Genomic DNA, 15,154 nt, shown 5'->3' on the forward strand with positions numbered 1-15,154 from the left:
GCTTTTCGCCGAGTTGACACCCCTCTTCGCGTGTGGCCCGCTCTGGCGCGGCTCGTGACGGAACCACCCCACCAACGCAACCAGGCAACGCAACAGCAAGCCGCCCAACGCAACAGGCGTGCCATCTACCCGCCCGCGGCGCCGGCCCGGTTCTTGATCAGATTGGCGGGGTCCGGGGCGGAGCCCCGCGCCTGAAACAGAACCAACCCACCCAACAGAACCAACAACAAACTCAGTCCTCGTCGGACTCGTCGTCCTCACGAGGAGCCTTGTAAGGATCGGCCTCCCCAGCGGGAGAAGCCCCCACCGCCAACCGAGCCACCTCGGCGTCGGCGGCCTGGGCCTTGGCCAGCAGCTCGTCCATCTTCCGGGCGGTGTCGGGAACGGTGTCGGTCATGAACGTCAGGGTGGGCGTGAACCGCACCCCGGTCTGAGCTCCGACCATGGACCGCAACACCCCCTTGGCCTTCTCGAGAGCGGCGGCCGCGCCGACGTAGTCGGGCTCGACGTCCAGCCGCTCACCGAGGACGGTGTAGTACACGGTCGCGTCGTGCAGGTCGCCGGTCACCTTCGTGTCGGTGATCGTGACCCTCGCGAGCCGGGGGTCCTTGACCTCGTGCTCCAGAGCGGACGCGACGATCTGCGAGATCCGCTTGGCGAGCTTGCGGGCACGTGCCGTGTCGGCCACGAGCCTCCCCTTCCTAGTCGTCCTCCGGCCCGACGAGTCGCGTCCGGGCGGAGAGCAGTTCCAGTTCGGGACGTCCCGCGACCAGCCTTTCACAGCCGGCCAGGACGTCCCTGACATGCGCCGCGTCGGCGGAGACCGCGGCCACACCGATCAGCGCGCGCCGGTGCAGGTCCTGGTGACCCGCCTCGGACGCGGCGACCTCGAAGCGCTTGCGCAGCTCGGCCACGACGGGCCGCACCACCGAACGCTTCTCCTTCAACGAGTGGACGTCACCGAGCAACACGTCCAGTTCCAGAGCACCCACGTACATGGACGAGATCCTCCAGAAGAAAGGGGTGCGGAGCCACCGGTTAAAGCGGCTCCGCACCCCCGTCGACCGACTAGGCGCGCGGCTTCTCGCGCATCTCGTAGGTCTCGATGACGTCTTCCAGCTTGAGGTCGCTGTAGTTGCCGAGCGTGAGACCACACTCGAAACCTTCGCGGACCTCGGTGGCGTCGTCCTTGAACCGCTTGAGCGAGCTGATCGGGAGGTTCTCCGCGATCACCTTGCCGTCGCGGAGCAGGCGCGCCCTGGCGTTGCGGCGGATCTCGCCCGACAGGACCATGCAACCCGCGATCGTGCCGACCTTGGAGGACTTGAAGACGTCGCGGATCTCGGCGCGGCCGAGCTGGACCTCTTCGTACTCCGGCTTGAGGAGACCCTTGAGGGCCGCCTCGATCTCGTCGATCGCCTGGTAGATGACCGTGTAGTAGCGGACGTCGATGCCCTCGCGGTTCGCGAGCTCGGTCGCCTTGCCCTCGGCCCGGACGTTGAAGCCCAGGACGATGGCGGAGGAGGCCACGGCGAGGTTGATGTCGCCTTCGGTGATGCCACCGACACCGCGGTGGACCACGCGCAGTTCGACGTCGTCGCCGACCTCGATCTTCATGAGCGCGTCCTCGAGGGCCTCGACGGTACCCGAGTTGTCACCCTTGATGATCAAGGTGAGCTGGCTGGTCTCCTTCAGCGCGGCGTCCAGGTCCTCCAGGCTGACGCGCTTGCGCTTCGCGGCGTTCATCGCGTTGCGCGTGCGGGCCTGGCGACGCTCGGCGATCTGGCGGGCCACGCGGTCCTCGTCGACGACGAGGAACGAGTCGCCTGCACGCGGCACCGACGTCAGACCGATCACCTGCACCGGACGCGACGGGGTCGCGACGGTGACGTCGTCGCCGTGCTCGTCGACCATGCGGCGCACGCGACCGTACGCGTCACCCGCGACGATCGAGGAGCCGACGCGGAGCGATCCGCGCTGGACGAGAACGGTGGCGACCGGACCACGACCGCGGTCGAGGTGCGCCTCGATCGCGACACCCTGGGCCTCCATGTCCGGGTTGGCCCGGAGGTCCAGCGAAGCGTCGGCGGTCAACAGGATGGCCTCGAGGAGGCTGTCGATGTTGATGCCCTGCTTGGCCGAGATGTCGACGAACATCGTGTCGCCGCCGTACTCCTCGGCGACGAGGCCGTACTCCGTCAGCTGCTGACGGATCTTGGAGGGGTTCGCACCCTCCTTGTCGATCTTGTTGACCGCGACCACGATCGGCGCCTGAGCGGCCTGCGCGTGGTTGATGGCCTCCACGGTCTGCGGCATCACGCCGTCGTCGGCTGCGACGACGATGACCGCGATGTCGGTCGCGTTCGCACCACGGGCACGCATGGCGGTGAACGCCTCGTGACCCGGGGTGTCGATGAAGGTGATGAGCCGCGGGTTGCCCTCGAGCTCGGTCTGCACCTGGTACGCGCCGATGTGCTGGGTGATGCCACCGGCCTCGCCCTCGTGCACCTTCGCCTTGCGGATGGTGTCGAGGAGTCGGGTCTTACCGTGGTCGACGTGACCCATGACGGTCACGACCGGCGGGCGGACCTGCAGGTCGTCCTCGTCACCGGCGTCCTCGCCGTAGGTGATGTCGAACGTCTCGAGCAGCTCGCGGTCCTCCTCCTCGGGGGACACGACCTGCACGACGTAGTTCATCTCGGTGCCGAGGAGCTCGAGGATCTCGTCGGACACCGACTGCGTCGCCGTGACCATCTCGCCCAGGTGGAAGAGCACCTGCACGAGCGACGCCGGGTTGGCGTTGATCTTGTCGGCGAAGTCGGTCAGCGAGGCACCGCGCGGCAGGCGGATCGTCTCGCCACTGCCCTTGGGCAGGCGGACGCCACCGACCGAAGGCGCCTGCATGTTGTCCATGTACTCCTGGCGCTTCTGCCGCTTGGACTTGCGTCCACGACGCGCCGGACCACCCGGACGACCGAAGGCACCGGCGGTACCGCCGCGACCGGCGCCGCCGCCACCACCGGGACGACCGCGGAAACCGCCGCCACCGGCGGGTGCACCGCCGCCGGCGCCGCCACCGGGGCGGAATCCGCCACCAGCGCCGCCGCCACCACCGGGACGGAAGCCACCGCCACCGCCACCGCCGCCACCGCCGCGGAAGCCACCGCCTCCGCCGCCGCCACCGCGGAAGCCGCCACCGCCGCCGCCCCCACCGGGACGACCGCCGCCACCGCCACCGCCACCGGGACGGCCACCGCCGCCACCAGGGCCGGGACGGTTACCGGCGGGACGGTTGCCCGGCATCATGCCGGGGTTCGGCCGCGGGGGCATGTTGCCCGGGTTCGGGCGAGGACCGCCCTGGCCGGGAGCCGGACGCGGGCCACCCTGACCCGGAGCCGGACGGGGACCGCCCTGGCCACCGGGACCGGGACGGCCGCCACCCTGGGCAGCCGCCGGACGGGGACCGGCCGGACGGGGGTCGCCGGGCTTCGGACCGGTCGGACGGTCGCCGCCGCCCTGCTCCGGACGCGGGCCGGGACGGGGCCCCGGACGCGGCGAGGGGGCGTTGCCGCCACCGACGCCGAACGGGTTGTTGCCCGGACGCGGGGCACGCGGGCCGGCAGGCTTGGGAGACTGCGGGCGCGGCGGCACCACGGACGGGGACTGACCAGCGGACGCGGCCGGGGCCTGCGGCTGCTGGGGCTGCTGCTGCGGAGCCGGGCGCGGGCCCGGACGCGGGCCACCCGGCTTGCCGCCGGGAGCCGGAACGGCCTTCGGAGCGGCCGGTGCCGACGCGGCGGGAGCCGGTGCGGCGGCCGGAGCCGAGGGCTGCGAGGGTGCGGACGCGGCGGGGGCCTGCGCGGCAGGAGCTGCCGGAGCGGGCTTGGGTGCCGGCGGACGCGGGGCTGCGGGCTTCGGGCCGGGGAAGGCCTTCGGGACCGCGGGCCGGTCGGCTGCCGGCTTCGGCTCCGCCGGTGCGGCGGGCGCTGCGGCAGCAGCGGGTGCGGGTGCCTTCGGCTTCGGAGCGGACGGCTTGGGAGCCGGCTTCGAAGACTTGGCTTCGTAGGCGTCACGGAGCCGCCGGGCCACGGGGGCCTCGACGGTGGACGACGCGGACTTCACGTATTCGCCTTGTTCGGCGAGCTTGTTCAGAACTTCCTTGCTCGTAACACCGAGCTCTTTCGCGAGCTCGTGCACGCGGGCCTTGCCTGCCACTGCTCTCCTAAGTCGTGAGGCCGGCGGGCAAGTCCCATCGACCTCGTCTTAACGTCGCGCGTTCATGTCTTCAGCTTCACGGCTGACTCATGACGGGTCGACCTGCTTCCTTGTTTCCTGCTGACCACAGGGCTGTCCCGAGGTCGTGTTCTGCTCCACGTGCTCGCGCAACAAAGCGACGTCGAGCACTCCCTGGACCTTCAAGGCCCGCGAGAACGCCCGTCGCCGCTCGGCGTTGCGGAGACATTCGAGATCGAAATGCAACCAAGCACCCCGACCAGGAAGCCGCCGACGGAGGTCCGGAACCACCGAACCGTCCACCGCGACCACACGCAGCAGCTCAGACGGCAACGTCCGTGTGCGGCACCCGATGCACGTACGAACAGGGCCGATGTGCTGGGAGACCGCTCCCGGCGTTGAACCGTTGATAATTCTATCCCCTGGAGCTCATTCAGCCGAACTGGATGTGACCGCACCGGCGGCCGGCGACTCCGCGTCGCTGCGGATGTCGATGCGCCAGCCGGTCAGACGGGCGGCCAGGCGGGCGTTCTGCCCCTCCTTGCCGATCGCCAGCGACAGCTGGAAGTCGGGCACCACGACACGGGCCGTCTTGGCCCTCTCGTCGAGCACCCGCACGGACACAACCTTGGCTGGTGACAAAGCATTCCCGACGAAAGTGGCGGGGTCGTCCGAGTGGTCGATGATGTCGATCTTCTCGCCACCGAGCTCGTGCATGACGTTGCGCACACGGGCGCCCATCGGGCCGATGCAGGCGCCCTTGGCGTTCACTCCGGCAACCGTTGATTTCACCGCGATCTTCGAACGGTGACCTGCCTCACGTGCCACCGCGGGGATCTCCACGGTGCCGTCCGCGATCTCCGGGACCTCGAGGGCGAACAGCCGCCGGACGAGGTTCGGGTGCGTGCGCGAGAGGGCGATCTGCGGTCCGCGGGCGCCGCGGGACACGCTCACGACGTAGCACTTGATGCGCTCGCCGTGGTTGTACTGCTCGCCCGGCACCTGCTCCGCCGGCGGCAGCACGCCCTCGGTGTCCCCCACCTGGACGACGACCATGCCGCGGGCGTTCGCGCGGGCGTCGCGCTGCACGACGCCGGCGATGATCTCGCCCTCCTTGGCGGCGAACTCGCCGAACGTGCGCTCGTGCTCGGCGTCGCGCAGGCGCTGCAGGATGACCTGGCGCGCCGTGGTCGCGGCGATGCGGCCGAAGCCCTCCGGGGTGTCGTCCCACTCCTCCTGGACGACGCCGTCCGGCCCCAGGTCCTGCGCGAGCACGCGCACGACCCCGGTCTTGCGGTCGATCTCCACGCGCGAGTGCGTCGCGTGCCCTTCGGTGTGCTTGTAGGCGGTCAGCAGCGCTGACTCGATCGCCTCCAGGACCGTCTCGAAGGGGATGTCCTTTTCACGTTCGATCGCCCTCAGGGCGGCGATGTCGACGTTCACCTCGGCTCCTCCTCCGGTGCTCTGCGAGTGAGCCGAGCCAGTTCCTCGACCGGCGGCTGCTTGAACTCGATCTCCATGACCGCGCGTTCGATGTGGCGGTACTCCACGCGCCGCAGCTCGCCCTGGTGCAGCAGCTCGACCCCGGTCTCGTCGCACTCGCCGACCCGGCCGAACCACTCGGCCTGTTCGGGCTGCTTGACCTTCACGAGACGCAGGTGCGCGCGCTTCCAGTGGCGCGGGCGGGTGAGCGGGCGGTCGACACCCGGCGAGGTGACCTCGAGGGTGTACGGCCCGTTGATGATGTGGTCGTGCTCGTCGAGCGCGGCGGACACCACGCGACTCGCCTCGGCGACCTCGTCGAGCCCGATGCCGTCCTCGCCGTCCACGACGACCTTGACCAGACGGCGGCGCCCAGCCTGATTCACGTCGAGCGCGTCGAGGTCGAAGCCGGCGGCCTCGAGAGCTTCCCGCACAACGGGTGCTAGCTGCGCGGAAAGCTCTCCGCGCGGCGGGCTGGACACGTGGTGACTCCTTCAGTTCGAACGCATGGAAACCCCGGCCGACGGTGTTTCGGCGGCCGTGGACGACCAGACTATCTCGTTCGCCGGGCTCCCACCGCGCCCCCACGTCCTCGCGGGGGTGCTGGCAATATGGGGTCGCGTGATCTCCGAAACGGTCAGCCGCCGCCGTGTGCTGCTCGCGGTGGCCGCCGCACCGCTCGCCGTGGCGTGCACCTCAGAGCCCGCTCCGCCGCCGCCTCCCGACCCGCTGTCGGCCCTCGCCGCGCAGGCGCGTGCGGACGCCAAGCTGGCCCAGACGCTGACCACCCCCGCGGCCGCGGAGATCGCGAAGGCCCGTGAGACGCACGCCACCCTGCTGCAGGCGGAGGTGGACCGCGAGCGCCCGCCGTCGTCCTCGACGGTCCCGCCCGCCCCGACCTCCCCGCCCACGCCTCCCGACCCGCTGGCGGCGATGCGGACCGCGCTCGACGACGCCGTGCGCGACGCCTCGGCCCTGGTGGCCTCGCTGCCCTCCTACCGCGCCGGTCTCGTCGGCTCGGTGGCGGCGGGCTGCGCCTCGCTGCGGGAGGTGCTCGCGTGAACACCGACGCCGTCCAGACCGCGCTCGGGACCGAGCACGCGGCGTTGTGGACCTACGGCCTCGTGTCGGCGTTCCTGGGCAGCCAGGCGGCGGCCGTCGCGGAGGGCTCGAACGCGCACCGGGCGCGGCGCGACGTGACCGAGCGGTGGCTGCGGGACCACGGCGCGACGCCGACCCCGCCCGCCGCGGCCTACCTGCCGCCGTCGCCCGTCTCGGACGCGCCGTCGGCGCTGGCGGCGCTGGTCGCCGTGGAGCAGGACACCTGCGCCGCGTGGCGGGGTGTGCTGGAGCGGACCGACGACTCGGCCCTGCGGACGTCGGCGCTGGAGTCGCTGACGGCGGCGGCGGTGCGGGCGACGCGGTGGCGCAGGGTGGCCGGCACGAACCCGGCATCGATCACGATGCCGGGCGTCGCGTCGGGCTAGCTCGTCGGGAAGCTGGACGCGAGCCTGATCGCGTCCGCGGAGACCTTCTTCATCTCCTTGTTGTGCGCGAGGGCGTCGGCGCCCTTGACCGGCGAGTCCGACTCGACGATCACGACCTCCTGGTCGCGCTGCTCGGAGGCGTACCCGCCGTTGGCCAGCGTGGTGAGCGGCGGCACGCTGATGGCCTTGTCCAGGACGAGGTCCTTCACGTTGCCGGTGCCGTCCTTCTGGGTGAGCTCCCGCAGCTGCCGCGCCTCGTCCGCCGTGCGCATCTTGACCACGGACACCGACGAGTACACGACGCGCCCGTCGGGCAGTTTCGCCGTGTAGAACGCACGGGTCAGCTGCAGGCACGGCGTGGATTTCAGGAAGGTCTGCGTCTGGCCACCCGCGTGGGCGGCGCAGTCGCTGTCCTTCACCGGCTCCGGCAGCTGCGCCACGGTGGTGAACTCGAACTCCCCCGCGGTCTTCTGCGGTTGCGAGATCGGCTGGTCCACCGGGTCCGACGGCTGCAACACCCACCACACGAAACCCGACACCACCGCGACGCCGACGAGTGCCAGTGCCTTGCCGACCCACGTGGTCTTGCGCGGGGGTGCGGGAGGCGGCGCGGGCATGGGCTGCCCCTGGCGGTTGTCCATGATCGACTGGAGCTTCTGCAGCTCGTCGGCCGGGTAGAGCGGCGCGGTGTCGGTCGGCCTCGGTGGGAAGCGAGGCAGGTTCTGTGTCACCTCTTCAGGTGACTGACGTGGATCCGACACAAGGACCAACGGTAACGGACGGCAGTCAGGTGAGCGCTTCGAGCACCCGATCAACGTCCTCGATCGTGTTGTACATGTGACATGCGAACCGCGTGCGACCTGCGCGGACCGACGAGACGACGCCCTCCACGGCCGGTGCGGCCACCGAGACGATCGCCGACCCGGTGGGCGGGAGGCCGAGTCTACTGAGGAGGCGGTCGGTCAGCCCGACGCAGTGCGCGCGCACCGCGTCGAGGTCCAAAGAGGCCACCCACGGCAACGCCACGGCCGCGCCGACGTGCGAGATCCACGTCGGCGAGAGGTCGAACCGCCGTGCGTCCGGGCGCAGCAGCAGTTCGGTGCCGTAGTTCTCGCCGGTGCTGTACCAGTTCGCCGCCACGGGCCGCAGGAAGTCCGTCCGGTCGGGACGCACGGCCATCCAGGCGGCGCCTCGCGGCGACATCAGCCACTTGTACGCCACGCCGACGACGAAATCGGCCCACGCCAACGACAACGGCATCCACCCGGCCGCCTGCGACACGTCCAGCAGCACCGGTTTCCCGGACTCCCGCAGCGCTTCGAGGTCCGCGACCGCGCCGTCGGCGGACTGGACGACGCTCACGGCGACGAGGTCGCACTCGTCCACTGTGGACACGATCTCGTGCCCCGCCGCGACGAACGGCAGCGAGACGCTGGTGAACTCGCCGGGTGACACGAAGACCTTCGACCCGGCCGGCAGCGCCTGGGCGACGAGCGAGACGAACTGCGAGACCGTGGCGCCGCACGCGACCGACGTCGCGGGCACCCCGACGAGCTTCCCGAACCCGGCCCTGGACGTCTCGACGGCCTCGGTGAAGGCCGACGACGTGTCCTGGCCGCGCCGCCACCGCACGTGGGCGGCCGCGACCGCGTCGGCGACGTGCCGCGGGGGCACGCCGATGGACGCCGTGTTCAGGTAACCGGGCTCGACGTCGAAGACCGCCCCGAAGGCCTCACGCATGCGCGAGCCGCTTGCCGGGCTTGCGCCTCGCGTAGACCTGCTTCCGCACCTTTGCGACCACGGCCCCATCCTGCCCGACGACGTCCGTGTCGAACCAGATCAGCGCCTTCGCGCCCGTGCCGGTCTGCTCCAGCACCTGCTCGACGTGGGAGTCGGTGAGCCGGAACTCCGCGGTCACGGTGCCGCGGCCGGGCGCGACGAACTCGATCTCGCCGGCCCTGTCCCACACCACGTGCTCGCCCTTGAGCTGGTTGAACAGCAGCAACACCCAGAACGGGTCGGTCATCGCGAACAGCGAGCCGCCGAAGTGGGTGCCGAAGAAGTTGCGGTTCCACGGACGCAGACGCATCCGCACGCGCGCGTACCGGTAGTCCGGCGAGATCTCCTCGACGCGGATGCCGGCGAACAGGAACGGCGGCCACAGGTTCATCCCGAGGCGCAGGCGGCTTGCCCTCATAAAAAACAGTGTTACACAACGTCGGCGGCTTTCTCCCGGCGACGTGGTGTGACGTGTTCGTAAGATCTCCTGTCATGCGCAGCGAGGAGATCCAGGTCCGCACCGGCGCCGAGGAGGTCGTCCACGACCTCACGCGGGAGTGCCAGCGGTTCCTCGAGGACGAGACCGGCGACGGCCTGCTGCACGTGTGGGTGCCGCACGCGACCGCGGGTGTCGCCGTCATCGAGACGGGCGCGGGCAGTGACGACGACCTGCTCACCGCGTTGGAGCGCATCCTGCCGCGCGACGTGCGGTGGCGGCACCGGCACGGCACTCCCGGCCACGGCCGCGACCACGTGCTGCCCGCGCTGGTGCCGCCCTACGCGACGATCCCGGTGCTGGGCGGTGTGCTGACGCTCGGCACCTGGCAGTCGATCTGCCTCGTCGACACCAACGTCGACAACCCGGTCCGCACCGTCCGCCTGAGCTTCCTCGCCGGCTAGGGCCCCGTCCCAGGACGTCGTGGGGGCTGTCAGACCTTCGGGGTACCGTTTGCCCGTGACGTACCCAGGTGGCGGACAGGGCGGCTGGAACGACCAGCAGGGCTGGGGCCAGCAGCAGGGGGACTTCCCCAGCGGGAACTACCAGGGCGGCGGCTACCCGCAGACGGGCGGCTTCCCCCAGCAGGGCCAGTACCCGCAACAGGGTCAGGGTCAGTACCCCCAGGGTCAGTACCCGCAGCAGGGCCAGTACCCGCAGCAGGGCGGCTACAACACCCCGCAGGGCGGCTTCCCGCAGCAGGGCCAGGGCGGTTACGGCGGCCTGGGCGTGTACGGCGGTTTCGACGACGAGCCGCCGAAGAACAGGAAGACCCTGTGGCTGGTGCTCGGCGCCGTCGTGCTGGTGCTGCTCGTCGGCGGTGGTCTGACCTGGTTCCTGCTCTCGGGTTCCCAGGAGGACCCGAACGCGCAGGGCGGCACCACCACCTCGTCGTCGCCGTCCACCACGTCGTCCTCACCGCAGCCCGCTGACGGGTGCACGAAGACCGAGGGCGTGCAGTGCGTGAAGACGTCGCTCGGCTACAACTACGAGGTCCCGAACTCGTGGGACATCGTGGACGCCAGCATCCCGGTGGAGAAGTTCGAGGGCGTCGCGCTGACCGGTGTCACCTCGTACGGCGACTACAACTGCGAGGGCAAGCCGTTCACCAAGGGCACCAACGGCGGCGCGCTGCTGCCGAAGGGTGACATCAACCAGACCGCGACCGACTTCACGAAGGCGATCTCGGCGCAGTACTACTCGTCGGGCGGCACCCCGAAGATCGACGTGACGCAGCCCAAGCCCGTGAAGATCCAGCACACCCAGAAGGACGGCAAGAAGGTCGTCGTCGAGGGCGTGCAGGTCGACGCGACCGTCACGCAGTCCGGCAACAAGTGCCTGGCGAGCAAGGGAATGCTGAAGGTCGTCGTGCTCAACGGCAGCAGCAAGCTGCACGTGCTGGTCGTGAACGGCGACCTGGAGGGCGGCGATGGCGGCACGAACCCGCCGCTGCTCAAGGAGTCGGACCTGCAGAAGATCGTCGACTCGCTGGTGCCGACCACCTGACGCGCCTCTGACACGCGAAAGCCGGGTGGGCCGCGGCCCACCCGGCTTTCGTTTCGCTCCTGTCAGCCGCGCACGACGTTCACGAGGTGCTCGACGACCTCGGCGACCGGCACGTCGGCGCGCTCGCCGGACCTGCGGTCCTTGACCTCGACGACGCCGTCCTTGAGGCCGCGGCCGACCACGAGGATCGTCGGGACGCCGACGAGCTCGGCGTCCGCGAACTTCACGCCGGGGCTCGCCTTGCGGTCGTCCAGCAGCACCTTGAGGCCGGAGCCGCTGAGCTGCTTCGCGAAGTCCTCACCGGCCTGCAGCAGCGCCTCGTCCTTGCCCGCCACGACGACGTGCACGTCCGCGGGCGCGACGTTGCGGGGCCAGATCAGGCCGCGGTCGTCGTGCGACTGCTCGGCGATGGCCGCGACGAGCCGCGAGACTCCGATGCCGTACGAGCCCATCGTGATGCGCACGGGCTTGGAGTCCGGGCCGAGGGCGTCGAGCGAGAACGCGTCCGCGTACTTGCGGCCCAGCTGGAAGATGTGGCCGATCTCGATGCCGCGCGCGGCGACGAGAACGCCCTTGCCGTCCGGCGACGCGTCGCCTTCACGGACCTCGGCGACGTCGATGACGCCGTCGGGCGTGAAGTCGCGGCCCACCACCAGGTCGACGACGTGGTGGTCGGCCTTGTCCGCGCCGGTGACCCACGCGGTGCCCTTGACGACGCGGGGGTCGGCGAGGAAGCGGATGCCGTTCGACTGGATCGCGCCCGGACCGATGTAGCCCTTGACCAGGAACGAGTTCTTGGCGAAGTCGGCCTCGTCGACCATCGCGACCTCGGCGGGCTCCATCGCGGCCTCGAGGCGCTTGAAGTCGACCTCGCGGTCGCCGGGGACGGCCACGGCGAGCAGCTCCCACTCCTTGCCGGGGTGGCGGAGCTTGACCAGGACGTTCTTCAGCGTGTCGGCCGCCGTGAACTTGCGGTCGGTGTTGGCGTTGAGGAAGTCCACCAGCGTCTCGATGGTGGGCGTGCCCGGCGTGTGGTGCACCTGCGCGGCGGGCTTGTCGTCGATCGGCTGCTCGGCGGGCACGGGCGTGGCTACGGCCTCGACGTTCGCCGCGTAGCCGGACTCCGTGCTGCGCACGAAGGTGTCCTCACCCGTCTCGGCGACGGCGAGGAACTCCTCGGACGCCGAGCCGCCCATCGCGCCGGACGTGGCCGACACGACGACGTAGTCGAGGCCGAGGCGGTCGAAGATGCGGATGTAGGCGTCGCGGTGGTCCCGGTAGGACTGGCTCAGGCCCTCGTCGGTGAGGTCGAACGAGTACGAGTCCTTCATCAGGAACTCGCGGCCGCGCAGGATGCCCGCGCGGGGACGCGCCTCGTCGCGGTACTTGGTCTGGATCTGGTAGAGCGTGACCGGGTAGTCCTTGTACGAGCTGTACTCGCCCTTCACGGTGAGCGTGAAGAGCTCCTCGTGCGTGGGGCCGAGCAGGTAGTCGGCGCCCTTGCGGTCCTTGAGCCGGAAGATGTTGGGCCCGTACTCCTCCCACCGGTTGGTCGCCTCGTAGGGCTCCTTGGGCAGCAGGGCGGGGAACTGGATCTCCTGCGCGCCGAACGCGTCCATCTCCTCGCGGACGACGGCCTCGATGTTGCGCAGGACCCGGAGTCCCAGCGGCAGCCAGGAGTACCCGCCCGGCGCGACGCGACGGACGTAGCCGGCGCGCACCAGCAGCTTGTGGCTGGGCACTTCGGCGTCGGCCGGGTCCTCGCGAAGAGTGCGCAGGAACAACGACGACATCCTGGTGATCACGGTGGGTACTCCTCGTTCACGGGCTGTCGGGGCAGCCTACTGGTTGCCCCGGCGGTTGCTTCGCGGCGGCGGCTCGCACCGCCCTTGACCTGCACTTCCGAAAACTGTCAGACCCCCTGGGTAGCGTCTCTCCCATGCCCCTGACCATCGCGATGATCACGATCGACACCGGCGACGCCCGCAAGCTCGCGGAGTTCTGGACGGCCGCCCTCGGCACCACGGTCCAGAACGACTGGGGCGAGTTCATCGTCCTCGCACCGAACGCCGAGGGCGCCCCCGCCGTCGGCATCCAGCAGGTGCCGGACTCGACGCCGGGCAAGAACCGCGTCCACTTCGACGCGCACGTGCCGGACCGCAGGGCCGAGGTCGCGCGGCTGGTCGGCTTAGGTGCCTCCGAGGTCGCGGTGCACAGCGTCCCCGGGCTGGTCTGGTCGGTGGTGGCCGACCCGGACGGCAACGAGTTCTGCGTCGGCCAGGCGGGCGAGGAGCTCTAGTGCCCCGGGCACTGGGCGAGTGACTCGCCCAGTGCCACCTCCAGGTCGTGGAAGTGGCGTTCCGCGCCGAACTCGGTGGACACGCCGTGGCTCAGCCGGATGCGTTGTGCGCCAACGGTTTTCTCGCGGGCTTTCCTGAGTCCGCCGGCCGCCGGCGAGTCGTCGGCCGTTTCGGCCGCGTGGTGGAGCGCGGCCACCGCTGAGGTGTCCGCTGTCGTGAGCGAGCGCCGCACGAGTTCCACGCCGATCGAAGCTACGGGGAGGTGATGGGCCCGACAACCGAATAACGCGTTGCCCGCACCGGCGACCAACGCCATCCTGCCTGCGATGACAACACCGGAGATCGCCCCGCCGCACGAGGACCTGACGTTCCACGGACCGCTGTCCGAGGAGCGGGCGGCCCGCCTCATCCGTTCGCTGGACCTCCCGGACGACGCCCGCGTGTTCGACGCGGGCTGCGGCTGGGCGGAGTTCCTGCTGCGGGTGCTGGAAGCCAACCCCACCGCCACCGGCACGGGCGTGGACCTCGACGCCGCGGCCATCGCGCACGGCCAGGCCAACGCCACCGCACGGGGCCTCGCCGCGCGCGTCACCCTGCACGTGGGCGACGTGGCCCAGTACCGGCCGGACGGCCCGTTCGACGCGGTCGTCGTCAACGGCGCCAGCCAGGTGTGGGGCGGAGACCCGTTGCAGCACACGGCGAACGCCCTGACAGCCGCGCGCGGCCTGCTGCGCCCCGGCGGAAAGCTGTTGCTGGGCGAGGGTTTCTGGGAACGCGAGCCGACCGACGAGCAACTGGCCGCCATGCCGATCCCGCGCAACCAGTACAGCTCGCTGGCCGACCTGGTGGACCTCGCGCACATCCACGGCTACCGCATGCTGGGCGTGGAACAGGCGAACCTCGACGAGTGGGACGTCTTCGAGAACGGCCACGGCCTCGCCTGGGAACGCTGGCTGCGCGCCAACCCGGACTCCCCGCACGCGGACGGGGTCAGGGCGAAGGCAGACACCCACCGCACCTACCGCCTGCACGGCTGGCGCGGCACGCTCGGCCTGGCCTACCTGACGCTCCAGGCACCCTGACCGACGAGCCGGGAGCGCCCGGCCAGGTTCGCCGACAGCCTCGCCTCCGGGTGAGGTGGTCGGCGGCCACGCGGCAGTGGGCACGGCGGGCACCGACGCGCACCGCACAGCGCCTGCCAAAGCCCGCCGTGGCTCCTCGCACGCGCACGACAGACGCCCCACAGCCACGCCGTGGCGGCTCGCAACCCGTACCGCGCGCGGTACGGGGCACCCGCGCGGTAGGCGCTTCTCAACCCACAACGACAGCAGTTGGTACCTCGCCACCGCAGGGCCTCGCACCCACACGGCAGGCACCTCGGCAACCACACAGCGGCGGCCCACAACCCGTACCGCGGCCCAGGGCACCCGCACGGCAGGCGCTTCTCAACCCGCACCGTGTCGGCCTGCAACTCACACCGTGGCGCCTCGCGCTCGCACAGCAGGCGGCTCGCAACCCGCACTGAAAGGCCCCGCGCCCCCACGGCAAGCCCTTCACTCACTGCAGCGCCACGCAACCCACCTCCGCGCCTCGCGACCCACCTCGGTCACCCCACCTCGTGGCACCTCGCGCACACGGCAGGCGCCTCACAATCCGACCCGCCCTGCGGCGCCTCCCCCGCACAGTGCCGCCTGCGACCGCACCGCGAAGCGGCGCCCTCCTCAGCGCCTCACCTCCGCAGCCCGTGCGCTCCCCCACCGGCGCACACCCCGAACACGGCGAAGGCCGCCTCCCCCGGAAGTGCGGGGAGGCGGCCTTCGACCGTCTGTCGGTGTTGCTCGTCAGTGCTGCGGCGCGCGGCGCGGATGTCC

17 protein-coding genes are annotated in these 15,154 nt (G+C 70.8%); 6 read left to right on the plus strand and 11 right to left on the minus strand.

Translation table 11 applies throughout. The annotated features are described in order from the left end of the window. Positions 1-232: 232 nt before the first annotated feature. The 6 genes from rbfA to rimP form a co-directional block, all read right to left on the minus strand. Positions 233-688 (minus strand): 30S ribosome-binding factor RbfA, encoded by a 456-nt coding sequence (gene rbfA / locus VF330_RS17290; RefSeq protein ID WP_330852634.1) that lies wholly within the window; start codon positions 686-688, stop codon positions 233-235. Between the two features lie 13 nt (positions 689-701). Further along, positions 702-998 (minus strand): DUF503 domain-containing protein, encoded by a 297-nt coding sequence (locus tag VF330_RS17295; RefSeq protein ID WP_191302959.1) that lies wholly within the window; start codon positions 996-998, stop codon positions 702-704. A 70-nt stretch (positions 999-1,068) separates the two neighbouring features. Next, positions 1,069-4,215, minus strand: a complete 3,147-nt coding sequence (gene infB / locus VF330_RS17300) for a translation initiation factor IF-2 (protein WP_330852635.1) — start codon at positions 4,213-4,215, stop codon at positions 1,069-1,071. An 87-nt stretch (positions 4,216-4,302) separates the two neighbouring features. Beyond that, positions 4,303-4,545, minus strand: coding sequence for a YlxR family protein (locus VF330_RS17305; protein ID WP_414675391.1), 243 nt, complete (start codon positions 4,543-4,545; stop codon positions 4,303-4,305). A gap of 117 nt (positions 4,546-4,662) precedes the next feature. Further along, on the minus strand, positions 4,663-5,676 hold the full coding sequence (gene nusA / locus VF330_RS17310; protein WP_330852636.1) for a transcription termination factor NusA: 1,014 nt from the start codon (positions 5,674-5,676) through the stop codon (positions 4,663-4,665). Then, entirely contained in the window at positions 5,673-6,197 is a 525-nt protein-coding gene (gene rimP, locus VF330_RS17315; protein WP_330852637.1) for a ribosome maturation factor RimP, read from the minus strand. Before rimP ends, nusA begins: the two co-directional genes overlap by 4 nt. 58 nt (positions 6,198-6,255) lie before the next feature. Between rimP and VF330_RS17320 the strand changes: the two genes are divergently transcribed. Continuing rightward, complete coding sequence (locus tag VF330_RS17320; protein WP_330852638.1) at positions 6,256-6,777, plus strand: hypothetical protein; 522 nt, start codon at positions 6,256-6,258, stop codon at positions 6,775-6,777. Beyond that, on the plus strand, positions 6,774-7,202 hold the full coding sequence (locus VF330_RS17325) for a ferritin-like domain-containing protein (RefSeq protein WP_330852639.1): 429 nt from the start codon (positions 6,774-6,776) through the stop codon (positions 7,200-7,202). The genes VF330_RS17320 and VF330_RS17325 overlap by 4 nt, the downstream gene beginning before the upstream one ends. On the opposite strand, the gene VF330_RS17330 is transcribed toward VF330_RS17325, so the two are convergent. Genes VF330_RS17330 through VF330_RS17340 form a run of 3 tightly spaced genes read right to left on the minus strand, consistent with a single transcriptional unit; the run spans position 7,199 to position 9,399 of the window. Beyond that, positions 7,199-7,933, minus strand: coding sequence for a hypothetical protein (locus VF330_RS17330; RefSeq protein WP_330852640.1), 735 nt, complete (start codon positions 7,931-7,933; stop codon positions 7,199-7,201). The genes VF330_RS17325 and VF330_RS17330 overlap by 4 nt on opposite strands. A 55-nt stretch (positions 7,934-7,988) precedes the next feature. Continuing rightward, a complete protein-coding gene (locus VF330_RS17335; protein WP_330852641.1) occupies positions 7,989-8,942 on the minus strand; it encodes an aminotransferase class V-fold PLP-dependent enzyme in 954 nt (317 codons plus the stop codon). Beyond that, a complete protein-coding gene (locus VF330_RS17340) occupies positions 8,935-9,399 on the minus strand; it encodes a DUF4442 domain-containing protein (protein ID WP_330852642.1) in 465 nt (154 codons plus the stop codon). Before VF330_RS17340 ends, VF330_RS17335 begins: the two co-directional genes overlap by 8 nt. A gap of 74 nt (positions 9,400-9,473) precedes the next feature. Here VF330_RS17340 and VF330_RS17345 point away from each other — a divergent pair, with 74 nt between their 5' ends. Both VF330_RS17345 and VF330_RS17350 read left to right on the plus strand, forming a co-directional pair. Next, the gene (locus VF330_RS17345) at positions 9,474-9,881 is read left to right on the plus strand and encodes a YjbQ family protein (protein ID WP_330852643.1); all 408 of its coding nucleotides are present in this window, start codon (positions 9,474-9,476) and stop codon (positions 9,879-9,881) included. Positions 9,882-9,936: 55 nt separating this feature from the next. Next, positions 9,937-10,983, plus strand: a complete 1,047-nt coding sequence (locus VF330_RS17350; RefSeq protein WP_330852644.1) for a hypothetical protein — start codon at positions 9,937-9,939, stop codon at positions 10,981-10,983. A gap of 62 nt (positions 10,984-11,045) precedes the next feature. Here the strand turns inward: VF330_RS17350 and VF330_RS17355 are convergent, their stop codons facing one another. Further along, positions 11,046-12,788, minus strand: a complete 1,743-nt coding sequence (locus VF330_RS17355; protein ID WP_330852645.1) for a proline--tRNA ligase — start codon at positions 12,786-12,788, stop codon at positions 11,046-11,048. A 134-nt stretch (positions 12,789-12,922) separates the two neighbouring features. Here VF330_RS17355 and VF330_RS17360 point away from each other — a divergent pair, with 134 nt between their 5' ends. Beyond that, positions 12,923-13,282, plus strand: coding sequence for a VOC family protein (locus tag VF330_RS17360; protein WP_330852646.1), 360 nt, complete (start codon positions 12,923-12,925; stop codon positions 13,280-13,282). Here VF330_RS17360 and VF330_RS17365 read toward each other — a convergent pair. After that, positions 13,279-13,524: a hypothetical protein gene (locus VF330_RS17365; RefSeq protein ID WP_330852647.1), complete on the minus strand. Its 246-nt coding sequence runs from the start codon at positions 13,522-13,524 to the stop codon at positions 13,279-13,281. The two genes, VF330_RS17360 and VF330_RS17365, sit on opposite strands and share 4 nt — an antisense overlap. 85 nt (positions 13,525-13,609) lie before the next feature. Here VF330_RS17365 and VF330_RS17370 point away from each other — a divergent pair, with 85 nt between their 5' ends. Continuing rightward, positions 13,610-14,365, plus strand: a complete 756-nt coding sequence (locus VF330_RS17370) for a class I SAM-dependent methyltransferase (RefSeq protein WP_330852648.1) — start codon at positions 13,610-13,612, stop codon at positions 14,363-14,365. The last annotated feature ends 789 nt before the right edge of the window (positions 14,366-15,154 follow it).

Origin of the sequence: Lentzea sp. (assembly GCF_036380075.1) — a bacterium.
In the GTDB taxonomy this organism is placed as follows: Bacteria; Actinomycetota; Actinomycetes; order Mycobacteriales; family Pseudonocardiaceae; genus Lentzea.